At 48.6% G+C, this 22547-nt stretch carries 25 protein-coding genes and 2 tRNA genes; 15 read left to right on the forward strand and 12 right to left on the reverse strand.

What is annotated here, in order from left to right:
* From ilvN to ACPLJI_RS00605, 3 genes are all read left to right on the forward strand, one after another.
* Positions 1-498, forward strand: a complete 498-nt coding sequence (gene ilvN / locus ACPLJI_RS00595) for an acetolactate synthase small subunit (protein ID WP_013294869.1) — start codon at positions 1-3, stop codon at positions 496-498.
* 61 nt (positions 499-559) lie between these two features.
* The gene (ilvC, locus tag ACPLJI_RS00600; protein WP_424730933.1) at positions 560-1546 is read left to right on the forward strand and encodes a ketol-acid reductoisomerase; all 987 of its coding nucleotides are present in this window, start codon (positions 560-562) and stop codon (positions 1544-1546) included.
* A 44-nt stretch (positions 1547-1590) separates the two neighbouring features.
* Positions 1591-2583: a methanogenesis marker 12 protein gene (locus ACPLJI_RS00605; protein ID WP_424730934.1), complete on the forward strand. Its 993-nt coding sequence runs from the start codon at positions 1591-1593 to the stop codon at positions 2581-2583.
* Here the strand turns inward: ACPLJI_RS00605 and ACPLJI_RS00610 are convergent, their stop codons facing one another.
* The 6 genes from ACPLJI_RS00610 to surE form a co-directional block, all read right to left on the reverse strand.
* Entirely contained in the window at positions 2584-2787 is a 204-nt protein-coding gene (locus ACPLJI_RS00610) for an LSM domain-containing protein (protein ID WP_237779089.1), read from the reverse strand.
* A gap of 86 nt (positions 2788-2873) precedes the next feature.
* A complete protein-coding gene (locus ACPLJI_RS00615; protein WP_424730935.1) occupies positions 2874-3191 on the reverse strand; it encodes a hypothetical protein in 318 nt (105 codons plus the stop codon).
* Positions 3188-3475, reverse strand: coding sequence for a winged helix-turn-helix domain-containing protein (locus tag ACPLJI_RS00620; protein WP_424730937.1), 288 nt, complete (start codon positions 3473-3475; stop codon positions 3188-3190). The genes ACPLJI_RS00615 and ACPLJI_RS00620 overlap by 4 nt, the downstream gene beginning before the upstream one ends.
* A 265-nt stretch (positions 3476-3740) precedes the next feature.
* Positions 3741-4430, reverse strand: coding sequence for a hypothetical protein (locus ACPLJI_RS00625; RefSeq protein WP_424730938.1), 690 nt, complete (start codon positions 4428-4430; stop codon positions 3741-3743).
* Entirely contained in the window at positions 4427-4645 is a 219-nt protein-coding gene (locus ACPLJI_RS00630) for a hypothetical protein (RefSeq protein WP_424730939.1), read from the reverse strand. The genes ACPLJI_RS00625 and ACPLJI_RS00630 overlap by 4 nt, the downstream gene beginning before the upstream one ends.
* A 267-nt stretch (positions 4646-4912) precedes the next feature.
* Positions 4913-5689, reverse strand: a complete 777-nt coding sequence (gene surE / locus ACPLJI_RS00635) for a 5'/3'-nucleotidase SurE (protein ID WP_424730940.1) — start codon at positions 5687-5689, stop codon at positions 4913-4915.
* A gap of 88 nt (positions 5690-5777) precedes the next feature.
* Between surE and ACPLJI_RS00640 the strand changes: the two genes are divergently transcribed.
* Positions 5778-6542, forward strand: a complete 765-nt coding sequence (locus ACPLJI_RS00640; RefSeq protein WP_424730941.1) for a restriction endonuclease — start codon at positions 5778-5780, stop codon at positions 6540-6542.
* A 245-nt stretch (positions 6543-6787) separates the two neighbouring features.
* On the opposite strand, the gene ACPLJI_RS00645 is transcribed toward ACPLJI_RS00640, so the two are convergent.
* The 3 genes from ACPLJI_RS00645 to ACPLJI_RS00655 all read right to left on the reverse strand — a co-directional run bounded on the left by ACPLJI_RS00645 (position 6788) and on the right by ACPLJI_RS00655 (position 7745).
* Positions 6788-7414, reverse strand: a complete 627-nt coding sequence (locus ACPLJI_RS00645; protein ID WP_424730372.1) for a DUF11 domain-containing protein — start codon at positions 7412-7414, stop codon at positions 6788-6790.
* 162 nt (positions 7415-7576) lie between these two features.
* Positions 7577-7648 (reverse strand) — tRNA-Val (locus tag ACPLJI_RS00650).
* Between the two features lie 25 nt (positions 7649-7673).
* Positions 7674-7745 (reverse strand) — tRNA-Val (locus tag ACPLJI_RS00655).
* Positions 7746-7855: 110 nt separating this feature from the next.
* Between ACPLJI_RS00655 and ilvE the strand changes: the two genes are divergently transcribed.
* The gene (ilvE, locus tag ACPLJI_RS00660; protein ID WP_424730752.1) at positions 7856-8776 is read left to right on the forward strand and encodes a branched-chain-amino-acid transaminase; all 921 of its coding nucleotides are present in this window, start codon (positions 7856-7858) and stop codon (positions 8774-8776) included.
* 57 nt (positions 8777-8833) lie between these two features.
* Positions 8834-9664 carry an undecaprenyl-diphosphatase UppP gene (uppP, locus tag ACPLJI_RS00665; RefSeq protein WP_424730753.1) on the forward strand — a complete coding sequence of 277 codons (831 nt, stop codon included), beginning with the start codon at positions 8834-8836 and terminating at the stop codon, positions 9662-9664.
* A gap of 80 nt (positions 9665-9744) precedes the next feature.
* On the opposite strand, the gene ACPLJI_RS00670 is transcribed toward uppP, so the two are convergent.
* Both ACPLJI_RS00670 and cobT read right to left on the reverse strand, forming a co-directional pair.
* A complete protein-coding gene (locus ACPLJI_RS00670) occupies positions 9745-10383 on the reverse strand; it encodes a hypothetical protein (protein WP_424730754.1) in 639 nt (212 codons plus the stop codon).
* Between the two features lie 24 nt (positions 10384-10407).
* Complete coding sequence (gene cobT / locus ACPLJI_RS00675; protein ID WP_424730755.1) at positions 10408-11478, reverse strand: nicotinate mononucleotide-dependent phosphoribosyltransferase CobT; 1071 nt, start codon at positions 11476-11478, stop codon at positions 10408-10410.
* Between the two features lie 101 nt (positions 11479-11579).
* Between cobT and ACPLJI_RS00680 the strand changes: the two genes are divergently transcribed.
* From ACPLJI_RS00680 to ACPLJI_RS00700, 5 genes are read left to right on the forward strand one after another with little or no spacing between them, the layout of a single operon-like run.
* Positions 11580-13199 (forward strand): bifunctional N(6)-L-threonylcarbamoyladenine synthase/serine/threonine protein kinase, encoded by a 1620-nt coding sequence (locus tag ACPLJI_RS00680; RefSeq protein ID WP_424730756.1) that lies wholly within the window; start codon positions 11580-11582, stop codon positions 13197-13199.
* Positions 13200-13235: 36 nt separating this feature from the next.
* Positions 13236-13799 carry an XTP/dITP diphosphatase gene (locus ACPLJI_RS00685; RefSeq protein ID WP_424730757.1) on the forward strand — a complete coding sequence of 188 codons (564 nt, stop codon included), beginning with the start codon at positions 13236-13238 and terminating at the stop codon, positions 13797-13799.
* The gene (locus ACPLJI_RS00690) at positions 13799-14200 is read left to right on the forward strand and encodes a 30S ribosomal protein S15 (protein WP_424730758.1); all 402 of its coding nucleotides are present in this window, start codon (positions 13799-13801) and stop codon (positions 14198-14200) included. The genes ACPLJI_RS00685 and ACPLJI_RS00690 overlap by 1 nt, the downstream gene beginning before the upstream one ends.
* Entirely contained in the window at positions 14166-15542 is a 1377-nt protein-coding gene (locus ACPLJI_RS00695) for a DHHA1 domain-containing protein (protein WP_424730759.1), read from the forward strand. The genes ACPLJI_RS00690 and ACPLJI_RS00695 overlap by 35 nt, the downstream gene beginning before the upstream one ends.
* Before the next feature lie 21 nt (positions 15543-15563).
* The gene (locus ACPLJI_RS00700) at positions 15564-16745 is read left to right on the forward strand and encodes an aconitase X catalytic domain-containing protein (RefSeq protein ID WP_424730760.1); all 1182 of its coding nucleotides are present in this window, start codon (positions 15564-15566) and stop codon (positions 16743-16745) included.
* 26 nt (positions 16746-16771) lie between these two features.
* Here the strand turns inward: ACPLJI_RS00700 and ACPLJI_RS00705 are convergent, their stop codons facing one another.
* Positions 16772-18280 carry a GAF domain-containing protein gene (locus ACPLJI_RS00705; RefSeq protein ID WP_424730761.1) on the reverse strand — a complete coding sequence of 503 codons (1509 nt, stop codon included), beginning with the start codon at positions 18278-18280 and terminating at the stop codon, positions 16772-16774.
* 115 nt (positions 18281-18395) lie between these two features.
* On the opposite strand from ACPLJI_RS00705, the gene ACPLJI_RS00710 reads away from it, so the two are divergent.
* The 4 genes from ACPLJI_RS00710 to ACPLJI_RS00725 all read left to right on the forward strand — a co-directional run bounded on the left by ACPLJI_RS00710 (position 18396) and on the right by ACPLJI_RS00725 (position 22545).
* Positions 18396-19067 carry a DUF169 domain-containing protein gene (locus tag ACPLJI_RS00710; protein ID WP_424730762.1) on the forward strand — a complete coding sequence of 224 codons (672 nt, stop codon included), beginning with the start codon at positions 18396-18398 and terminating at the stop codon, positions 19065-19067.
* A gap of 2 nt (positions 19068-19069) precedes the next feature.
* Complete coding sequence (locus tag ACPLJI_RS00715; RefSeq protein WP_424730763.1) at positions 19070-19867, forward strand: DsrE family protein; 798 nt, start codon at positions 19070-19072, stop codon at positions 19865-19867.
* 10 nt (positions 19868-19877) lie between these two features.
* Positions 19878-20198 (forward strand): DUF5400 domain-containing protein, encoded by a 321-nt coding sequence (locus ACPLJI_RS00720; protein WP_424730764.1) that lies wholly within the window; start codon positions 19878-19880, stop codon positions 20196-20198.
* A 136-nt stretch (positions 20199-20334) separates the two neighbouring features.
* Entirely contained in the window at positions 20335-22545 is a 2211-nt protein-coding gene (locus ACPLJI_RS00725) for a DEAD/DEAH box helicase (protein WP_424730765.1), read from the forward strand.
* Positions 22546-22547: the final 2 nt, after the last annotated feature.

The following is a 22547-nucleotide window of genomic DNA, read 5'->3' on the forward strand; positions in this document are numbered from 1 at the left end:
ATGAAACCCGATACACACATCATCAGTGCCCTTGTTGAGCACAGACCTGGTGTCCTTCAGAGGGTTGCAGGACTCTTCACAAGGCGTGGATTCAACATAGAAAGCATCACTGTAGGGGAATCCGAAACTCCCGGAATCGCCAGGATGACCATAATAGCCCGGGGAGACGACCGGGTGCTTGAACAGATAACCAAGCAGCTCAATAAGCTGATAGACGTTATAAAGGTCCGTGACCTTGAACCATCATCCACCGTTAAGAGGGAGCTATGCATGGTTAAGGTACACGCTCCATCAGAGAAGGAGAGGTCAGAGATAATACAGTACACCAACATCTTCAGGGGGAGGATAGTGGACGTGAGCAGTGAAGCGCTTACAGTTGAGGTTACCGGTGACTCAGAGAAGATAGACGCCTTCCTTGAGCTCCTGAGGGTCTTTGGAATCAAGGAACTTGCAAGGACCGGGCCAACTGCAATGTCCCGTGGGGGCAGAACCATCTGAATCCATACTAACACAAATTTTATTTTTAATGACCCTTTAATTAGAGTTGAGGAGGTTTTTCATGAAGATCTACTATGAAAATGATATTGACATGGAGATACTGGCAGATAAGAAGATAGCCGTGATAGGTTACGGCAGTCAGGGAGAAGCCCAGGCCAGGAACATGGCCGACAGCGGACTGGATATTATAGTCGGGCTCAGAAGGGGTGGAGCCTCCTGGAAGAAGGCCCACGATGATGGTATGAATGTAATGACAGTTGAGGACGCCTCAAGGGAGGCTGACATTGTACACATACTCATACCCGACGAGATACAGGAGACAGTATTTGAGCAGTCCATAAAACCCTACCTCAGGGAGGGCAACACCATATCCTTCTCACATGGCTACAACATACACTACGGCTACATAAGGGCCCCAGAGGGGGTAAACGTCACCATGGTGGCACCTAAGGGTCCCGGTGCAATGGTGAGGAGAACCTACCTTGAGGGCTTCGGCATACCTGGCCTTGTGGCTGTAGAGGTGGATGCAACAGGTGACGCCCTTGAGCAGGCCCTTGCAATGGCAAAGGCATGCGGACTTGCACGTGCAGGTGTTCTTGAGACCACCTTCAAGGAGGAAACAGAGACAGACCTCTTTGGTGAACAGGCCGTACTCTGTGGCGGTGTAACAGAACTCATAAACACCGCATTCAAAACCCTTGTGAAGGCAGGTTATCAGCCAGAGATCGCCTACTTTGAGACATGCCACGAACTCAAACTGATAGTGGACCTCATCTATGAGAGGGGATTTCAGGGCATGTGGCACAATGTGAGTAACACAGCCGAGTTCGGGGGCCTTACAAGGAGAAAGAGGGTTATAACAGAGGAAACAGAGAAGGAAATGCAGAAAATACTTGAGGAAATCCAGAACGGTAAATTCGCCAAGGAGTGGGCCCTTGAAAACAGGGCCGGTGCCCCTATGCTCAGGAGAATGAGAGCCCTTGAGGGAGAACTGGAAATAGAGAAGGTGGGCTCAAAGCTCAGGAAACTCTGCGGCCTTGAAAAATAAACTCGGCTGCCGATAAATCCCGTATCCTTTAAAAGGTGATTGGCTTGGTATTTGTGGGTATGGACCATGGGACAACAGGCGTGTCCTTCACAATCCTTGGAGATGACGCCCAGCACTTCAAGATAGGGAGGGAGGAACTCTCCGCCGGAAGGGTTTCTGCCATTGAGGAGCTTGAAGGAAGGGTATCCCTGGAAGATATAGAACTCATGGCAATAACCTATGCAATGGGTGATGGTATAAACAGGATAAAGCCCATTGATCAGGTTAAGAACAGGGGTATCATCTCCATAGGAGGCGCCGGTAAGGTCACAGGTGGCGGAACAGCCGTTTACAGTGAAATAGAGTCCTCAGGAATACCCACCGTACTGATACCAGGCCTTCACCGCAACACACCCTGCCTTGATGAGAGGTTCCGGGCAGCCTACTCCCACCACGCAAGTCCAGAGAAGGTGAGCATATGCTACAACGCATACCTGGAGACCGGGTGGGAGAACATGATAGTTTCCGATATAAGCTCCAATACGGTAACCATGCTCATACAGGAGGGGAAGATAAGAGGTGCGATGGATGCCTGTATAGGTGCCATGGGGGTTATACATGGACCCCTTGACCTTGAAATGCTCAGGAAAATAGATGACGGTGAAAAAACCGCCAACGAGTGTTTTTCCCATGCAGGGGCCGTTAAGATAGCCGGCATAGATGCCAGGGTATCCCGTGCAAGGGATGAACTCCTTGATATGTACCTTGAGGGAAGGAAGGAAGCGACTCTTGCACTTGACACAATGATAATGACGATAGCCATGGAGATATGGGGACTTGCAGGCATCTCAGAGCGTGTTGATGGAATAGTTCTCACAGGATCAATGGGCGCCATGAGGAAACCCTTCGATTTCCATGGAAAACTTGCAGATATGGTGAAGGAGCTGGCCCCTGTGAAGAGGCTGGATGCGACCTCCGGTTCCATGGGAAGTGCCCAGATAGCACGTGATATACACGGGGGAAAAAGAGAGATTCTAGGAATAGATGTCGACATTTAACTATTCCATTGCAATGAACGCTATCTTGGTCCCCTTAATGAACCTGATACCCTCTTCGGTCTGAAGGACCGTGTTAAGATAATTATCTATTGATATAAGTTTTCCCCTTGCCTCTTCATTGTTTTTGAGTGTTAGAAGAACATTCCTGTTTTTAAACTTCAGGAACTGCTTGTTAACCCTGAACTCCTTATCATCGCCTTTCATCAGAATCCCCTTAAAGATTTAGTAATCCTATAATGATTCGCCTATATATACTTCACATATCCTCCACCTTCACTGAAGCTGCAGTGCTACTCCCAGGTTATCCTGAGGAGAACCAGAAGTGCGCCAAGCTGACACAGGTTAACACTGAGAACAGGGACCCCCAGTCCATGGCCCCTGAAGCCCTCCCGTATCAGCATGAAAATGATGAATATGACGTTCTGCAGGAGCAGGAGGAGTGAAAAGCCGATAAGCCCGAGTGTGAAACTGGACCTTATCTTCCTGTAGCTTGAAACATAGACCCCGAGAAGGATGATGAGGATGAATACATTCAGAATTCCCACTACAACCGCCAGGAATGTGAAACCAGGATCTGCCATGAAATTATGATCAGAAAATCCCCTCATACATCCACCCCCTGCATCCTCTGCAGTATATCCTCAAATAAGGCGTAGTTCTCCTCCATTGCATCTGAAAGAAAGTACATTTTCCCGTACCTCTCACCTGAAGATACTATGATTTTATTCCTCTCAAGAACCCTTAAGTGATGTTGAACAGTCTTATAATCCAGTTTAAGCGCCTCTGCCAGCTGATTGGTGTTGTATGGCCTCTCATGCAGCATTCTGATTATCCTTGCACGGTTCATCCCGCCACGTGTCGCTGCAATAAGCCACCACAGGAGCCTCTTCATGGGACCACTCTTATACCTATGGGTGTAACCATTGATAATTTTTTGGCGCTGATCCATCCAATGATTTATGTTTGAATACATGAGAGTCCACACATCATACTATAAATGGTATTTAAAAGGCACCACCTTCTCAACAATGGCATTTAAAAGGCACGGCCTTTTCAACTTCGACAAGCTCACATTACCCCCATATAAATGGTATTTTAAAGGCTATGGTGGGGATTCTAAAACCCGTGGGGGATCGTACAGTGGTGATCTGCTTCTATCAGGACACCCCCCTCACCAGCTGTCTGAACATGCCCCTTAATGGCTTCCAGTAGATATGGGCATGTATCAGGGTACCTATGACCATCAGAATTGCCAGTTCAGCATGCCAGTAGGTCACAGATGGATTCAGGGCCGTTTTTATGCCAAGGCGTATGAATATGATGAGGAGTATGCCTGTGATTCCTGTCCCGGCATATCCCGCCGTCAGTAACATGTTCCACAGCCTTCTGTACACTGATCCCCTGATGTAGCCACTGCGCATGAGGTAAAGCGTTAGGAGATACGCCCCCACTACAACGAGGCTCACCGGTATTAAATGGTAATCTGTTTCATGACCGCTGAACCCTTCGCGGGTACTATCTGAAACATCTGCAGGAATGTCATGGTCAGTGGCCTGATTCTGCGTCTTGTTGATTTCAGAAGTTTCTGTTGGACTGTAATCATCGCTACCACTGGATGAAGTGTCCTGCCAGTCTCCGGATGCTGTGTAATCAGTTGAGGCCGCTGTCTGTGAGAGGTCACATATGCCGTCACCGTTGAGGTCCGTGAACCTGGGGCACTGTCCAGGGTAGGGGTCATTAACAAGACCATAAGGACATGAAGCGGCGCATGAAACGCCAGAAGCGGATATTGCAGCTGCGAAGGGTAAAATCCCTTTCAGGAACTCAAATCCTTTCCTCAGATTCATTTACCAACCCCCAGGATCCTGTTTAAGCTGCCTGGGTAGCAGTGGAAGTGAAAAACCATCACAACCATCAGTGCCAGACCTGCCTCCACATGCCAGTAGAGGAGCTGTGAGTTCAGGTAAAGCCTTACACCGTTCTCCAGCAGAAGAAGAAGGATGAAACCTCCGATTCCAGATATAAGAAATGTTATGAGTATGACAAGGTTCCAGAGGTTCACATGAAAACTTCTTCGTATTCTGCCATTTCTGTAAAGCACATAGGTTAAGATATAAAGTCCTATTAATGGAAGAGTGGCATTAAGGATAGTGTATTCCATTTTTAAAGGCCTCCAGTTTTTATTGTATAATTGGGCCTTATTTTAAAAGAAATTTTTCCGAATTTACACCCAGATCTCAACCAGATTTACAGAGAAAAAGAAGCGTGGATTTGATCAGAAGTTACTGAAGACCCAAGCCACTGCCCAAGTCACTGAAGACCCGGACCACTACCCGAGCCATCCACTCATTGAATCGAGGGGTGCTGTGCAGTCGAGGGATACCGGTGTGAGGGTTGCAGTGTTTTCAGCCTTCAGGGTATGAACATCTGTTCCAGGGGCGTCCCTCCCTGCAGGGTCACCATCAATCCAGTAGTAGGGCCTTCCCCTTGGATCCAGCCTTTTCTTGATGTGGACATTGTACATCCTGTCCCCAAGTCTTGTGATGCGTATATCATTCCCTGAGGGGTGTGATGGGATGTTGAGGTTGAGGAAATCAACACCATCAGGTAATCCCTTCCTGAGTATCGTGGATGCAACCCGTTCCGTCAGCTCAGATGCCAGCGAAAAGTCCACATCCACATGACCATCATGAAACTTGATATCACCCCTCCTAACCTGAAGTGAAACTGCAAGGGATGGTACACCATGAACTGCCGCCTCCATTGCGGCACCTATTGTCCCTGATGTTGTGAGTTCAGATTTTCCAAGATTCTCCCCCATGTTTATGCCTGATATTACAAGGTCAGGTTTCCCCTCCATCAGCTCGAATATCCCTATTATAACGGCATCTGTCGGTGTTCCTGAAACCGCATAGGCCTCTGAACCGTCTCTGAGGGTGACCTCGCTAACCCTTATTGGTTCAAAGAGGGTGAGGGCATGACCTATACCGCTCTGCTGTGTGGCTGGAGCCACTATAATGGTCTCTCCAAGGTTTTCAACAGCCTTTCTGGCCGCTAAAATCCCGGATGAGTTCACTCCGTCATCATTTGTTATGAGAATCTTCATCGGTAACCATCCCTATCCTTTTACTAGCATTTATATCAAATTTTAAGTATATCTTATAACATAGCTCTATTAAGTCTAACCCCGGAGGGTGGAGGAATTGAAGAAGCAGAAACTCGTGGATTTCATCGCCAAGGTCATGGAGGATTCTGGTTTCAAGGTTTACAAGGATTTCAGGACCTCCCAGCACATAGTGGACATATATGGTATTCTCCCCACCACCCTCGGGGATATAGGGGTTGTGGTGGCCTGTAAGAACTATGATGAAAACTGGAAGGTTGGCATGGACGTTTTAAAGGAAATGGAAATGGCCGCAAAGACCCTGAAGGCATCCAAGGTGGTGATTGTTACAACATCCGATTTCTCATCCCAGGCCAGGAACTATGCTGTTAAGAGGAACATGAAGTTAATAGACAGGAATGGCCTCATAAAAATTGCTGAGGAGTTTTCAAAGAAAATTCAGGTTCCTGAAGAAGAGGAAGAGGATGAATACTACGAGGGGGAGGTTGAAGTATACGGTCCCCCGTCAACCATATTTCACACAGGGTCCCAGAGGGGAGTTCTATCAAGGAGGGAAAGCCGTAAACCACTTACCCCCATTATAAGGGGCCTTCTCCAGAACACCATCATACTCATAATAACCGTTGTGGCGGTGTCATTCCTTGTTGCAACCATGCTGCAGATGGCCGCGGGCCTGGGGACAAGCATCGCCGGCGTAGTGAAGATAATGATTGCCGCCGCCCTCTCCTATGGTATACCCTACCTTGTTGAGGATGACGGTGCTGTTATAATGATAAAGGGGACAATAGTGTTCTTCAGTTCTCTTCTCCTCCTTGTCATACTGATACTGATCTAATCATTGAATTAAGCGACCTCAAGTGAATATTAAATGGGTGATCTAGCATTTGAAGATAAGCCATCTCAACCTTTAACATGATGATGAAGTCACCAGAGTTCATCGATTTCAGATTTGAAAATAAGCCATCTCAACCTTTAACATGATGATGAAGTCACCAGAGTTCATCGATTTCAGATTTGAAAATAAGCCATCTCAACCTAACTGAATTATAGGGTTGACTGAATGATCTAAAAAATAAATGGTTATCTTCTTGAGATAACCAGCCCCGCGCCAAGGATAAACATCCCTGCCACGAGTAATCCTGCGGATGCGCCTGTCTCCTGCATTGGAACCATCTTTGCTCCTGTTACCTGATATTCTGGTTCTTCAGATGATTCAGTGACGTTGATGTTTGCAGTGTCCTGGTTATTGCTGGCATTTATATCAGGCAGATCACCTGAGATGGTTGCGGTGAACTGTGCTGTTCCGGTTTCCACTGCCCTCTGGTGTACAACGAGTTTATAGACTGCGCCGGCTGGTAGGTTCCCTATAATCCACTCACTGGTTGATGGATTGTATGATGGATCATTGTAGATCCATGTGCCCCCATTGTCCCAGGATACCTCATGTTCAAGGTATTCAAAGGGATAATTGCTGCTCCTTGTTATGGTGACCTTCACTCCGGTTGCAGTTGATGGCAAATTGTTAGTGACTGCCACTCCCTCAAAGACCTCATCTCCAACAGATGTGCTGTTTATAATGTTTTCATCAAGATCAAGGTATTCTGCATCCACTGCAAGGTCCGTGATCTGTACATTGTCTTCTGTTTCCTGGGCACTCACAGTTCCCAGTGCCATGAATAGCAGCGCAAGGACAAAAAATCTGTGCATTCTCACCCCCCCCTCTGTCAGCATCGACAAAAAAGAAATTCGACACTCTTTTTGATTTATGTTTTTCAGTGATGATAAATGTTCTGTAAAAATTAAGTGTGGTTTTCGTTTGTTCTGAAAAGATAGAGCTCATGGAATTCCTGCAGTGAAAATTAAATCCAGTGGGCCGGACGAGATTCGAACTCGTGACCACCTCGTTGTAAGCGAGGTATCATACCCCTAGACCACCGGCCCCCAACGGTATTCCCGAATAATCAGATGGGCCGGACGAGATTCGAACTCGTGACCACCTCGTTGTAAGCGAGGTATCATACCCCTAGACCACCGGCCCTCAGTGTGACTTTAAAGTCTTACCCTATATAAAGTTTTCCGGTTATGGGGGGTAATATATAAACCTTGGAGTATAACTAAGGTTGTGAATATCATTCTGAGGTTATTCTCATGTCATGCGAAGCCAGTGGAAAGATATGGTTTAACGGTGAAATGGTTGATTGGGAAGACGCCACGGTACATGTCCTTTCACATGTTGTGCACTATGGATCAGCAGTATTTGAGGGAATAAGGTGCTACAGGAACAGGAATGGATCCGCCATTTTCCGTTTGCGGGAGCATGTAAGGAGGCTCTTTGATTCTGCGAAGATATACAGGATGGAGATCCCCTACACCCAGGAACAGATATGCGATGCAATAATTGAGACCGTGAGGGAGAACCGGCTCCATGAATGCTACATAAGACCTGTTGTCTACAGGGGATATGGAGAGATGGGCGTTCACCCCGTTAACTGCCCGGTTGAGGTTGCCATAGCTGCCTGGGAATGGGGGGCCTACCTGGGGGCAGAGGCCCTGGAGGTGGGTGTTGACGTGGGTGTTTCAACCTGGCGGAGGATGGCCCCAAACACAATGCCAAACCTTGCAAAGGCGGGTGGAAACTATCTGAACTCCCAGCTGGCCAAGATGGAGGCTGTTAGACATGGCTATGATGAGGCAATAATGCTGGACTACCATGGCTACGTCAGCGAGGGCAGCGGGGAGAACATATTCATTGTGACTGACGGTGAACTTCAGACACCACCCGTCTCCTCATCCCTCCTCAAGGGGATAACAAGGGACTCTGTGATGAAGATAGCCAAGGCTGAGGGCGTCCCTGTCCGTGAAGAACCACTTACCAGGGAGATGCTGTACCTTGCAGATGAAATCTTCTTCACAGGTACAGCCGCAGAGATAACCCCCGTGAGGTCCGTTGATGGTATAGAGATAGGTTCAGGTCGAAGGGGGCCTGTGACAGAGATGCTGCAGAATGAGTTCTTCAGGATACTCAGGGCCGAATCAGAGGACAGCTTCGGATGGTTAACCTACCTATAATCTTTTATTATAAGTGAAAACTTGTAAGTTATAAGTTAAAAGTTATAAGTGATTTCCATGGATGTTCTTCAGGCGATAATAATTGGAATTGTTCAGGGCCTCACAGAGTTCCTGCCAATAAGCAGCTCAGCCCACCTTGTGCTTGTACCTGAAATAATGGGTGTCACATCAAGCCTCGCATTTGACACTGTACTCCATGTGGGAACCCTTGTGGCTGTTGTCACATACTTCTGGAGTGACATAGTCCACATGATAAGATCATTCATCTCAAGTCTTACAGATATTCCTAGAGGCAATTTCAGGAATGGGATAGAGGAGGACCCCTTTAAGAGACTGGCCTGGATGGTCATCATAGGTACCATGCCCGCAGGCCTTGCTGGGATATTACTCAAGGACTTCTTCGAATCCCTTTTCAGCAGCATAACAGCCGTTGGATTTTTCCTTATAGTTACAGGTCTTCTCCTGTGGAGTTCAGAGAGGATCAGCGCCAGGATAAAGGAAAAACTTCCTGTTGAAAAACTGGGTGTAAGGGATTCCCTCATAATAGGTGGTGCCCAGGCACTGGCAATAGCCCCTGGAATATCCCGTTCCGGCGCAACCATATCTGCAGGTCTCTTCCTTGGATTTGAAAGGGAGCTTGCAGCAAGGTACAGCTTCCTTCTCTCCATACCCGCCATAGTGGGTGCTGCCCTCATCCAGGCAAAGGATATCAGTGCAGGTATGGACCTCCTGGGTGCCAGTATGATTGCGGGTTTCGTGGCATCGGCTGTATCAGGCTACATTGCAATAAAGTTCCTTCTGAAACTCATAAGGGAAAGGGATCTTTACGTTTTTGCCTACTACTGTTTTGTGCTGGGCATAGTGATTCTCGGAGTATCCCTCCTCTGACTTTCCCGTTTAAACCCCCCTTAAATTTCTTATAAACCCCCGGTACCGCCACAACCATCTCCTGTCATCTGACATTGAACTCACAGCTCCACAGAAGCAACATGGCTGTGGAAGTAGGTCCATGAAACCTGTCTTTCTGTGAATACATAGACCCACCAGGTGCTCCAGAAAACCTCAACAATGGCCGCAGTTGCAAATATGACAGCTATAAGTACTATAAGGAACAGTAGCCTTTCTTTTATCTCCCCCAGCAGTGGTTCTGCCGAGCCTCTTGAGATGGACTCCATAATCGAACCAATAAAAACCCTGGCGGCCTGCAGTGAGAACAGACATCCCATAACCTCAAGGTGGAGGTGCAGCGTGCCTGCATACATCAGGAACCCCCTGAATCCCCACATGGATACAAGATTATGGAGGAGCGCCCCGGATAGAACAAATATTCTCAAAACCTGAATGGTGGTTGCAAGTGTGAATATGAAAACCAGTGCCTGAATGAGGTTTGATATGAATATCCAGAAGGCTGTTGCGCCCAGATAGTCAATGAACTGCTCCCTGAACCCGGGAAATGACGAAAAATGGACCACCATATTCCCCTTGAGAAACCCATATGCCGGTGGCATGCCAGAAGCGTCCAGAAAAAAACCTGAAATATAGAGTATCATTGCTACCATGAGGATGGCAGGGCCTGGTATTATCCCCTCCAGGCCCTCCCTGCTCATGGATAACAGAATATCACCCCATAATCAGAGTATTGTGTTGCAGAGCTCCTCAACCCTCTTCCTTATGCTCTCAACGGGTATTCCATGAAGAAGTGCCAGGAGCATTGCACCCCCGGCACCCACACCCTCCTTGACCGAACCATTGAGGTACTCATGAAGACCCCTGTGAGATGACCTCTCAAAGCCAGGGTCAACAGCGTAGATATCGATTTCACCTATCTGTTCGGCGATCCTGTTTATATCCGATGTTTCATCCTCTGCAACGAATATGGTTGTTGCGATTGCCGTGCCTGAAAAGTCGAATTCAGGATCAATCGCCTTCATTAGGGCGCATACCGCTGTCATCTGGGTTCCCCCAGCAAGTGTTACCGGTACACTGCTTCCCATACAGATGCCTGCAACGGCAGGTATCATGGGGTCACCGACTGCAGCAACAGCCCTGAATGGATCTTCACGGCAATCACCCTTTTTAAGACCTGCATTTCTTAGACCCTCCATTACAACGTCTCTTTTAAGATTGTGGGGATTTTCAGGGAGACTTGCGCTGACCCTGAAATCCGCATCATAGCCCAGGGCCGTCAGGACCCCCAGGGCGGTTGTTGTACCGGCGGGTGTGCTTTCACCAACCACAAGGTGCTCTGTAAGTTCTGACAGTGTCCTGCCAACCATGAATCCCCTCTCATATATCCTCTCAGGGTTATCCACGGCACTTCCTGTTCTTATATCCCCCCCATGCCCTGAGTTGATATTTATGTAGGGCACATCAGGTTTCACCGAGGCACCTGCATCCGCAACCATGAAGGGCACCTCAGCCAGTTCAAGGGAGGCCTTTGTTATAACCGCAGGTGTGGGTGCAGATTCACCCTCCACAATTGTCTGGGGTATCTCAGGAAGACACCTCGGGGCGTCATGTACAATGAGCTCAACATCCGCCGCAGGTGTGAACTCAGTAAGGTCAGGTCCAGCCCCAGCTCCTGTTATCCCCGGAATCCTTGATGTCTCGGTTGTTGCAACTGCACATATGAAGAGGGATTTTCTGTCAAGAACCCCCTCCAGGTGATCACCTGATCCATAAATCTTGAGTCCATCAAACATTTCAATTCACCTTTTCACCGATACAATAGTTATAACCGTGAATAAATAAAGTAGTTACAGTTTTGGGACCTTACGCACCTCAACCGGTGGTGATCAATAAAATGTTGTGTCTCGGTATAGAGGGAACCGCAGAGAAGACAGGTGTTGGTATCGTTGATGACAGTGGAAGGGTGCTCTCCCTCAGGGGCAGGCCGCTCATACCTGAAAGGGGAGGCATACATCCCAGGGAGGCCGCTGAACATCACGCCAGGTGGATACCAGTGCTTGTAGGGGAAGCTCTGAATGATGCTGGAGTGGATATAGGTGAAATAGGACTCATATCCTTTTCAAGGGGCCCCGGCCTGGGGCCAGCCCTCAGAACAGTTGCAACAGCGGCTAGAACCCTTGCAATTTCACTTAAAATACCAATAGTGGGTGTGAATCACTGCATAGGACATATAGAGATAGGTAGACTCACTACAGGTGCATCGGACCCTCTTTCGCTCTATGTGAGTGGCGGGAATACCCAGGTCATAGCCTTCAACCAGGGCAGGTACAGGGTGTTCGGTGAAACCCTTGATATCGCGGTTGGGAACATGCTGGACCAGTTTGCAAGAGAGGCTGGCCTTGGCCACCCGGGGGGTCCCGCCATTGAGGGACTTGCAGCCGAGGCATCAGAGTACCTGGAGCTTCCCTACAGTGTCAAGGGGATGGACATCTCATTCTCAGGTCTTTTAACAGCGGCCATCAGAAAACTGGAGGCCGGTGAAAAACTTGAGAACCTGGCATACAGTCTGCAGGAGACAGCCTTCTCCATGCTTGTTGAGGTCAGTGAACGTGCCCTTGCCTACACTGAAAAGGGAGAGGTCCTCCTCTGCGGTGGGGTTGCCGTTAACAGAAGGCTCCGTGAAATGATGGAAACCATGTGCAGGGAGCGCGGTGTGGAGTTCCATATGCCGCCCCCTGAATACTGCGGGGACAACGGGGCCATGATAGCATGGCTCGGGCAGCTTGTCCATAAACATCAGGGGCCCCAGAGGATGGAGGAAACATCTGTTGTGCAGCGCTACAGGACAGATGAGGTGGATGTCCCCTGGATGCGTGAGTCGGAACATGGCGTCCAGCTTCAGGGAAACCTCAGGGCCAGAGGGGCCGAGGCCAATATCTACAGCGGTGAGTGGATGGGAAGACCATGTATTGTTAAGGAAAGAATATCAAAGGGTTACAGGATCCCTGAAATCGACCGTAAACTCAGATCATCCAGGACAAGGAGGGAGGCCCGCCTCATTAACCAGGCAAAGGGTGCCGGTGTACGCACACCCATACTCTTTGACGTGGACACCGAAAAGGGAACCATCATCATGGAGGAGATTGAGGGTACAAGGTTTAAGGATGCTGTTGAAGATAATGAACTCTGTTCAAGGATCGGTGAGGCCGCTGGAAAGCTGCACCGTGCAGGCATAATACATGGGGACCTCACAGGATCCAACATAATTCTGAGGGAGGATGAAGTTGTCCTCATAGACTTCGGCCTGGGCATGTTCTCAGATGAAATCGAGGACATGGGGGTGGATCTCCTTGTGCTGAAAAAGTCCCTGGAGAGCACACACTACCAGCTTGCCTCCGACTGTTTCAGAAGCGTGCTCGAGGGTTACGGGAGGTTCACAGACGCGGATATCTCATCAAAGATAGACGAAATAGAGTCAAGGGGTAGATACACAAGCAGGGACAGAGAGGGGTGAATCTTAAAATAAGAGAAAAACTGAGGGTGATTCACATTGAAGGTAACATTTATAACAGGCAATAAACACAAATTATCTGAGGCAGAAAAGATCTTCCATGATACCGGAATAGAGCTGGAGCATGCTGATCTGGGCTACCCTGAACTTCAGGGACCCCTTGAGGAGGTGGCCCGGTACGGTGCAGAGCATGCAGCCCGGATCATGGACGGTCCTGTTATTGTAGAGGATGCAGGACTATTTATAAGGGCCCTTAAATGGTTTCCAGGACCCTATTCTGCCTATGTACAGGATACCATTGGAAACAGAGGTATCTTAAAGCTCATGGAAAATGTTGAAGACCGCTACGCTGAGTTCAGGTCGGCTGTTGGGTTCTGCACCCCCAGCTCCGAACCCGAGGTTTTTCTGGGCGTGGTGAAAGGACGTATAGGTACTGAGGAACGTGGGACCAGGGGATTCGCATTTGACCCCCTGTTTTATCCTGAAGGTATGGATAGAAGCTTTGGAGAACTCAGTACCCCTGAAAAGAACAGGTTTTCGCACAGGAGCAGGGCCCTTAAGAAATTTGCGCAGTGGTATATTGAAAATTATGAGGTGATTTAATGGCTCTAAAACCTGAATGGGTTGAATACTCAAACGAAGAAATCGAGGATCTCATAGTAAAATTATACAGGGAGGGTAACTCCACAAGCAGGATAGGAATCATGCTGAGGGACCAGCACGGCATACCAAGCGTTAAAGCCGTGACCGGACTCAAAATAACCCAGATACTGGAAAAACATGGTATGAAGCCTGAATACCCTGAGGATCTCATGAACCTCATAAGAAAGGCTGTCAACATAAGGGACCACCTCAAGGAGCATCCCAAGGACCTCCACACAAGAAGGGGTCTGCAGATTGTTGAATCAAAGATAAGGCGCCTTGTGAAGTACTATGTGAGAGAAGGTGTCCTGCCTGAAGGATGGAGATATGACCCACAGAAAGCAGCCCTACTCGTTAAGTAAACTCCCTGACTCAATTTTAAAGAGGGGATCAGAGGCCTCAAAACTCCTTGAGGAGCACCTGGAAAAGGGGAACATAATAAGGGTCATATCCCACAACGATGCCGACGGTCTGTCGGCTGCAGGAGTTGTTGCACGGGCCATTTCATCAAGAAACGGTCAGTTCCACATCTCCATCCTTTCAAGACTTAAAAAGGAGTTCATAAAAAAGCTTGGAAGGGAGAAGTACTCCCTCTTCTTTTTCTGTGACATGGGAAGCGCATACCTTGAGGAGATATCAAGGCTCAAGGCTGACATCATAGTGGCCGACCACCACCAGCCCTCTGAATTTGAGGCCGATTCGAACGTTGTGCACGTGAATCCCCACCTTCATGGTCTTGATGGAAGCAGGGACCTCAGCGCTTCCGGCGCAGCCTACCTGGCAACCAGGAACATCAGCAGAAATACGGGGCAGCTGGCCCTTGTTGGAGCCCTTGGCGATATGCAGTACAGTGACGGGTTCACAGGTGCAAACCGTTTCATAATGGATGAGGCGATTGAAGCGGGGGTTCTGCAGGTTCACAGCGACCTTAAACTGGCATCCCGATACAGCGAGCCCCTATACCGTTCCATTGCATACACATTCAATCCACCCCTGCCAGGATTGACAGGGGACATGGATGCTTCAAGGGGTTTTCTTGAGCGTATAGGTGTATCCTATGGGATAAAATACGCTGACCTCTCACCCGAGGAGAGGGACATCCTCAGGGATGAACTATCAAGGATAAACCCGGAAATATTCGGTGAGGTTTTCACTTCAAGGGAGTTTCAGCCGGCCGCCGGTGACCTGTCTGATTTTGCCGGGATTCTTGATGCCTGTGGAAAGAACCGTAAATACGGCATTGGAATAGGTCTCTGCCTTGGTGAGGGTGAAGGGGCCCTTGAAGTGGGCCTTGAACTTCAGAAAAACTACCGTGAAGAACTCATAAGGGGCCTTGGATGGATCAGGAGGGAGGGCTCAAGTGTAATGGAAAATATACAGTACATTTACACTGAGGACAAGGCCCTCAAGGGGATAATGGGGACCATAGCAAGCATATCGCTCTCCCTGAAACTGCTGAATCCTGACATTCCACTCCTTGCCCTTTCGAGGATGGACCAGCATGTGAAGGTATCTGCAAGGGCGACCAGACCGGCTGTTGAGAGGGGTGTTAATCTGGGAGCTGCCCTTAGGGATGCTGCATCCAGTTTTGGGGGTACCGGTGGAGGGCATGATATAGCAGCGGGCGCCATGGTACCCTACAGGGATATGGAGAGCTTCCTGCAGCTGGTGGATGAAATAACCGGTGCACAGATCAAATCATGAGTGCTGCCATGGGGGTTGACCATGTACCTTGATGGAATAGAAGAGAAGATGTATGATGGTGAATTCGGTGAAACCATCCAGAAGAGTATGGAGATACTCGTGGCCCTGGGTGACATCTACGGGGCCGAAAGGATGGTTAACATATCATCTGCCCAGATCTCAGGTGTGTCCTACAAGACCATAGGGGATGCAGGCCTTGAATACCTGGAGGACCTGAGTGATGGTGGTGCCAGGGTAAGGGTCCAGAGTACACTTAACCCTGCAGGCATGGACCTCGAGAGATGGAGAGAGATGGGTTTTTCAGAGGAATTTGCAACTAGACAGCTCAGAATAGTGGAAGCCTACTCATCCATGGATGTTATAAACACCTGCACCTGCACCCCATACCTGATAGGGAACGTGCCTCTCAGGGGGTCCCATATTGCATGGTCAGAGTCATCTGCGGTGTCCTATGCAAACTCGGTTCTCGGTGCCCGGACAAACAGGGAGGGTGGCCCGGGGGCCCTTGCAGCTGCAATATGTGGAAGGACGCCTGAATACGGTTACCACCTTGATGAAAACAGGAAAGCCACCCTCCTGGTTGATGTGGAGTGTGACCTCTCGGGGGCAGACTACGGTGCCCTCGGTTACATTGCAGGTCGGATTGCAGGGGAGGGTGTCCCCTACTTCAAACTAAGGGGATTGCCGTCACCTGAGGATCTGAAGGCACTTGGAGCCGCCATGGCGTCATCAGGTGCGGTTGCACTCTACCATGTTGAGGGCATAACACCGGAGTACAGGGATGTATCCATGGAGGAGGTGGATGATAGGATCATGGTGGATGCCGATGGTATATCGGAGGCCCGGGAGGAACTTTCAACGACCTCTGATGATCCTGATTTAATCTGCCTTGGATGTCCCCACTGCTCCCTTGATGAGATAAGAAGGATAGCCTTCCTTGTGGGTAAGAAGGGTACCGACTGTGATCTCTGGGTATGCACATCTGCAGCCATAAAAAGTGCCGCGGATCGTATGGGCTACACAGATGTGATAGAGGCTGCCGGGGGGATGGTTGTATCCGACACATGCATGGTGGTGGCTCCTGTGGAGGAACTCGGCTATGAGGTCCTTGGTGTTGACTCTGCTAAGGCAGCCACCTATGTCCCGGGTATGTGCGGCCTTGATGCAGTTTATGATGACTGGATGAATCTCCTTAAATTGTAAACTGCATGGGACAATGAGCCGGCACTCTAACTCTTTATTTTTCTGATGGCGCTTCCGAGCTGAAGTCCAATGGATGAAATGTTTTCAAGGCTTATTCTATTATAATGCTTCACACTGTAACTTGCAAGGTTCAGTATCCCGATTATTTTTCCTGAAAACCTGATTGGAATCATTAAAATTGTCCTTATATTATTTTTACGTATTGAATCGTGGATCATGCGGTATTCCGGGGATTCTGCAGTTATATATATTACCCGCTCATCCTCAATTGATCTGCTGAATAGGTCTGTGAATACCCCGGCCATGCACATCCTGCTTAGGGTCTCGGGCAGATTCCTCTGAACCCTGAGTTTGAGTTCCTTCTCCTCTTCCATAAGGTAGATGCATCCCATTTCGAATTCAAGGGTATCTATAACCGCTTCAACTGATTTCTCAAGTATCCTGTTCTCTTCCTGATCGCTGTTTATAATCTCAGAAACTCTGTTCATTGCCAGCAGTGTCCTTATAAATTCCTCGTTCTCCCTTCTGAGCCTTTCAAGTTCAATGTACTCTGAGACCTCATCGGCAAACATTTCCACGATTTCAAGTGACCGGGAGGATATGGAGTCATCGGGTACCTCAAGTATCATGGCCCCCCTCGCCATTTCCTCTGTTATGAGGGGAACCGATAACATGAGGCCCTTATCAGAGCTCCATGAGACCGTTTCAAGTGTTTCAATGCTTCTGTATATGAAATAATCAAATTCTTGAAGTTTAATTGCTGATGGGTGCTCATGGACCCTGTTTAGACCTGATGCATCTCTCAGGAGCACTGAGATTTGTTTGATATCCAGAACTCCTGCCAGTTCTTCCCTTGCAGACTCAAGAAAGTCCTCCAGGCTATCCGATGATGTCCTGAGCCTTGTGATTGTGAGGAGGACTTCGAGTTCATTCTTTGAAAATGATGAGCTTGCCATGTCCTTTGCTATGATCACCCAGAAGTTATTTACGGGGCTTATGAAGAGGCTGTAGGTTCTTCTTATGCCATCCCTTCCCTTGAGATCAGCCTGTATTTTACCCGGGGCATGCATTCTGCTTTCAAGGAGTATTATACTTTCCCTGTCCATGATATCCTCAAGGGTCCTGGCACCAGGGAACATTCTCCTGAATGATTCATTGGAGACAACTATGTCAAGGAGTGTGTTCAAAGTGAAAACCAGTTTATCAGGGTCATCTATTTTTCTTTCAAGTTCCAGGAGCCTGAGAAGTGTCTGGTGAATCTCTGATGCATTCTTTATGATCTCTGAGTCCCCTGAGGTGTCATCCCTGTATTCCACTGACTTCACATCTGCATCCTTTGATGGCATCCAGAGTTTACTTCTGCCCACCATTCTGTAGGTCACAAGGCCCTTTGCCTCCAGTATGTGGAGGTATTTGAGTACAGTGGCCCTGCTACGGTTTATTCCCCTGGTTATCTTATCCAGCATGCACTCCTCTGGCGGGTTTGATTCAAGGTAGGACATTATCAGTTTCTCGGTTTCAGAAAGGTTCTCCAAGAACTCACCCCACTCTAACTATGGTATAACCATGAATTATAATTTTATAGAAAAATTTAAATATAAGTTTTTTATACTTTATCTTATAGTTATACTATAATGTTGAGGTGGTTGTATGGATTACCGTGAGATCGCAGGTGAGCTCAGGGAACTTCTTCAGATGGAGGGCAGCCCGGTGGCTGTCAAACTTGTTAAGGCGGATGAAGAAACATCAGGTCCCAGACTTGAAAAAAGGAGGCACTGTGAATTCATACAGGAGGCCAGATTAAATGGTGTTAAAGGCCATGCCACAGCAGAGGAACACCTCTGTAAGGGTGGTGCCGCAGCCATGGGTCTCTGCAGCCTTCCAGCCCCTGTTGCAGATGGGAGCATGTACCACAAACTCGGGAACTACAGCACCCCTGAAGCGGCCCGTGAAACCGTGGAGGCGGTGCCAATGCTAGATGAGAAATATTATGCGTCAGAGTACGCTCCACTTGAGGATGCTGACTTTGAACCCGACGTGGTTGTGCTTATACTCAAACCTGCCCAGGCACTGAGACTGAGCCAGGCATACCTCCATGACAGGGGTGGCAGAATCACAGGGGACTACTCAGGCATACAGTCACTCTGTGCAGATGCAGTGGCTGCAGTCATCCAGAGGGGCCTTCCAAATATCACAATGGGATGCAACGGCTCAAGAAAATATGCCGGAATAAAACCAGAGGAACTCGCAGTGGGAGTCCCTGCAGAGGAACTTGAGAAAATAGTGGATGCCCTGCGGAAATTCAGGGAAAAATGGGGGTAACCATGAGGATCAACCTCAGAGGAGTAAACAGGTACGCTGCAGCCATCATCACCGATAACATCCTGAAGAATGGCCAGGGAAACCTCCAGTTAATACTCAGGGAGAACTATGAAGAGATTGAAAAGGTTGCAGCCAGGCACGGCATGAATTACTCGGTCAAAAAAGGACCTGATGGAGTGGTGGTTGATATTTCACGTGGAGAGATTGAGGAGGTGGATGTAACCGGGGAAACCTGTCCCGGCCCCATTATAATCGTGGGTGAAAAACTATCATCAATGGAACCGGGTATGATGATAAGGATAAGGTCCTCAAGTAAGGATGTTATCGATGACATTGCGGTTTCAGCCCCTGAAATGAACTCCAGAGTCATAGAAAAATCCGTGGACCACCTGATACTTGAAAAAATAGAGAAGACTGAAAAAAAGGAACTTGAAGGAGGGGAAAGGGTACTCGTTGTTCAGAGCAATGGAATCGGTAACGCCGAAAGGGCCTACGCCACATTCATATTCTCAAAGGCCGCCCTGAGTATGGGTAAGGACGTCACCGTGTTCCTTCTGATGGATGGTGTGAGCCTTGCCAGGAGGGGTGCAGCAGCAAAGGTTAAACACCCCGCCTTCCCGGCCCTCAACGAACTAATGGAAGAGGTGATTGAAATGGGTGCCAAGGTCTATGTCTGCGAGATGAGCGCCCAGTTCAGGGGGCTCACAGAAGATAAAATAACAGAGGGATGTAAAATTGCAGGGGCCGCGACATTCATAACACTGCTTAGCGACCCCAGGTATGCCGTCGTGAACTTCTAGAGGTGATAGGATGTATCAGGTTATTGTATTAGCACTTCTGCTTGCAGGGATCCCATCAGGTTTCATAACATTCCGTATAATGGGGATGAGAATGGCACCCCACTTCGGGGTTCTCATCCTTGCAATCATTGCAACAGGACTGAACCTTCTTATGGGTGGTGGGAATCTCATGTATCTGGCGGTTGCCCTGCAGATTCTTGCAGGTATATCCGCCTACACCCAGTTTTTCCCGGTACTGCGAGATAACTTCCAGACCGCTCCCCTATACTCTTGCCACCTGAGCACCGTGACCGCGGCGGCGGTGCTTGCAGCTGCATCAGTCCCTGCATAACCTTTCAGTCCCCATTTCTATTTTTATTTTCAGTGTGAGCTCCCAGAAATTAATCCTGTTTTTACCATCTCGCTCCAGCATATGAGCTGAGTCAATGATTAAATCATTAAATAAATTGATCACCAGATAGAAGACCATGGCAAGGTACATAGAGCACCCACTGATAAAACCATGGACAGTCGAGGCAAGGACCTACCAGCAGTTACTGGCAGCAGACGTCCTGAGAAAGGGCAACTCAATGATAGTGGCTCCCACAGCCCTTGGAAAGACCATTGTTGCCGTTCTGGTGGCTGCAGAGAGACTGAGGAAATACAGGGGGTCCAGGGTGCTCATTCTATCACCCAGCAAACCCCTGGCCATACAGCATGAGGAGAGCTTCAGGGAGTTCCTCCTTGCTCCATGCACATCACTCACAGGGAGCATAAAACCTGAGGAAAGGGTTAAGCGCTGGAATGAGTCCAGGGTCATATCCGCAACTCCCCAGACCATTGAATCAGACATCCTGGCAGGCAGATACAACCTCGGCGACGTTTCACTCATTGTGTTTGATGAGTGCCACCGTGCCGTTGGTTCCTACTCCTACGTCTTTCTTGCATCAAGTTACATGCAGACCGCGAAAAATCCCCTTATACTGGGATTGACAGCCTCACCCGGTGCAGATGAGGAAAAAATAAAAACCGTCTGCAGCAACCTCTTCCTCAAGGAGGTGGTTGTGAAGACAGAAAAAGACCCTGATGTCATACCCTACCTGAAGCCCATCAAAATAGAGTGGGTCCGGGTTAAGATGAAACCTGAACTTGAGGAGATAAGGGAACTCCTGAAGAAGGTTTTAAAGACCCGGCTGAAAATGCTCAAGAACCTGGGAGTTATAGATAGTGTGAGCGTGGGTAAAAGGGAGCTCCTGAAGGCCAGGGGACGTGTTCAGAACAGGATCGCCCGCTCATCAAACCCTCCAAAATCATGCTACAGGGCCATATCACTCATAGCGGCCTCAATAAATGTTGAACACTCCCTTGAACTCCTTGAAACCCAGGGGATCCATCCCCTCTACAAATACCTCACCCGACTCAAAAAGAAGAACACAAGGGCTGCCAGAAGCCTCATTATGGACCCTGATTTTACAAGGGCAATTTACCTCACCAGGAAGGCTTCCCTTTCAGGGATTGAACACCCAAAACTTGACAGGCTCATTGAAATACTCAGAAAGGAACTGGAGGGGGGCGACTCCAGAATAATAGTTTTCACACAGTTCCGAGACACCCTTGAGGAAATATATCAGAGATGTGTGCGTGAGGGGATAAACGCCATTAAATTTTATGGTCAGAACAGCAGAAGCGGTGAAAAGGGCCTCACCCAGAAACAGCAGCGGGATATAATCAGGTCATTCAGAATGGGGAACCATGATGTTCTCCTATCAACCAGCGTGGCAGAGGAGGGTATAGATATACCCTCAGTTGATCTCGTGGTCATGTACGAGCCTGTCCCATCAGAAATAAGGATGATACAGAGGAGGGGAAGAACCGGGAGGAAAAGATCAGGGAGAATGGTGGTCCTCATGACAGAGAAAACCCGGGACGAGGCCTACTATTACTCAAGTATAAGAAAGGAAAAAACGATGAAGGAAAGCCTCAGGGGGGGTTCCATGAAAATTGAAGTGACGCCCCCTGAGTTTCCTGAAACTGATGGTGAAAGGCCATTCATCTACGTGGATTCACGTGAGGTTAACTCAAGGGTCCTCCGGGAGCTCAGAAAGATTGGTGTGGACTTTGAACTCAGAACACTCTCGGTGGGTGATTACCAGGTCAGTGATGACACCGTGATTGAAAGAAAAACCGCCCAGGATTTTCTGGGGTCAATTATGGATAAAAGACTTTACAGGCAGGCCAGGGATATGTTGGAAAACTTCAAGCGCCCTGTGATGATAATAGAGGGTGATGACCTCTACTCGGGCTTTATGAACCCTGATGCCGTGAGGGGCGCCCTTGCATCAGTTGCAGTGGACTTTGGAATACCCATAATCCCCACAAGGTCCCCTGCAGATACAGCTGCAATGATAAGGAGGATAGCCATGAGGGAACAGAGGGAGGGGAAACCTGACATGCGTATCAGGACAGATAAGAAACCCCTCACCCTCCAAGAAAAGCAGCTCTTCATCGTGGAATCACTTCCATACATTGGCTCCAGGTACGCCAGGAGGCTCCTTGAAAGTTTCGGTTCGGTTGAAGCTGTCATGAACGCATCAGAGAAGGAGCTCATGGACGTGGATGGAATCGGTGCAAGGATAGCATCTGAAATCAGAAAGGTTATTGAAGCAGAATTCAAGGATTCAGAAAAAAAGAAAGGGTGATC

Source organism: Methanothermobacter sp., from assembly GCF_049720995.1.
GTDB lineage: Archaea > Methanobacteriota > Methanobacteria > Methanobacteriales > Methanothermobacteraceae > Methanothermobacter.

Excerpts from the sequence above, each read along its gene's own strand:
- ilvN (WP_013294869.1), top strand. The coding sequence starts at position 1 with ATGAAACCCGATACACACATCATCAGTGCCCTTGTTGAGCACAGACCT.
- ilvC (WP_424730933.1), top strand. The coding sequence starts at position 560 with ATGAAGATCTACTATGAAAATGATATTGACATGGAGATACTGGCAGAT.
- ACPLJI_RS00610 (WP_237779089.1), bottom strand. The coding sequence starts at position 2,787 with ATGAAAGGCGATGATAAGGAGTTCAGGGTTAACAAGCAGTTCCTGAAG.
- ACPLJI_RS00615 (WP_424730935.1), bottom strand. The coding sequence starts at position 3,191 with ATGAGGGGATTTTCTGATCATAATTTCATGGCAGATCCTGGTTTCACA.
- ACPLJI_RS00620 (WP_424730937.1), bottom strand. The coding sequence starts at position 3,475 with ATGAAGAGGCTCCTGTGGTGGCTTATTGCAGCGACACGTGGCGGGATG.
- ACPLJI_RS00625 (WP_424730938.1), bottom strand. The coding sequence starts at position 4,430 with ATGAATCTGAGGAAAGGATTTGAGTTCCTGAAAGGGATTTTACCCTTC.
- surE (WP_424730940.1), bottom strand. The coding sequence starts at position 5,689 with ATGAAGATTCTCATAACAAATGATGACGGAGTGAACTCATCCGGGATT.
- ACPLJI_RS00645 (WP_424730372.1), bottom strand. The coding sequence starts at position 7,414 with ATGCACAGATTTTTTGTCCTTGCGCTGCTATTCATGGCACTGGGAACT.
- ilvE (WP_424730752.1), top strand. The coding sequence starts at position 7,856 with ATGTCATGCGAAGCCAGTGGAAAGATATGGTTTAACGGTGAAATGGTT.
- uppP (WP_424730753.1), top strand. The coding sequence starts at position 8,834 with ATGGATGTTCTTCAGGCGATAATAATTGGAATTGTTCAGGGCCTCACA.
- ACPLJI_RS00670 (WP_424730754.1), bottom strand. The coding sequence starts at position 10,383 with ATGAGCAGGGAGGGCCTGGAGGGGATAATACCAGGCCCTGCCATCCTC.
- cobT (WP_424730755.1), bottom strand. The coding sequence starts at position 11,478 with ATGTTTGATGGACTCAAGATTTATGGATCAGGTGATCACCTGGAGGGG.
- ACPLJI_RS00680 (WP_424730756.1), top strand. The coding sequence starts at position 11,580 with ATGTTGTGTCTCGGTATAGAGGGAACCGCAGAGAAGACAGGTGTTGGT.
- ACPLJI_RS00690 (WP_424730758.1), top strand. The coding sequence starts at position 13,799 with ATGGCTCTAAAACCTGAATGGGTTGAATACTCAAACGAAGAAATCGAG.
- ACPLJI_RS00695 (WP_424730759.1), top strand. The coding sequence starts at position 14,166 with ATGACCCACAGAAAGCAGCCCTACTCGTTAAGTAAACTCCCTGACTCA.
- ACPLJI_RS00700 (WP_424730760.1), top strand. The coding sequence starts at position 15,564 with ATGTACCTTGATGGAATAGAAGAGAAGATGTATGATGGTGAATTCGGT.
- ACPLJI_RS00710 (WP_424730762.1), top strand. The coding sequence starts at position 18,396 with ATGGATTACCGTGAGATCGCAGGTGAGCTCAGGGAACTTCTTCAGATG.
- ACPLJI_RS00715 (WP_424730763.1), top strand. The coding sequence starts at position 19,070 with ATGAGGATCAACCTCAGAGGAGTAAACAGGTACGCTGCAGCCATCATC.
- ACPLJI_RS00720 (WP_424730764.1), top strand. The coding sequence starts at position 19,878 with ATGTATCAGGTTATTGTATTAGCACTTCTGCTTGCAGGGATCCCATCA.
- ACPLJI_RS00725 (WP_424730765.1), top strand. The coding sequence starts at position 20,335 with ATGGCAAGGTACATAGAGCACCCACTGATAAAACCATGGACAGTCGAG.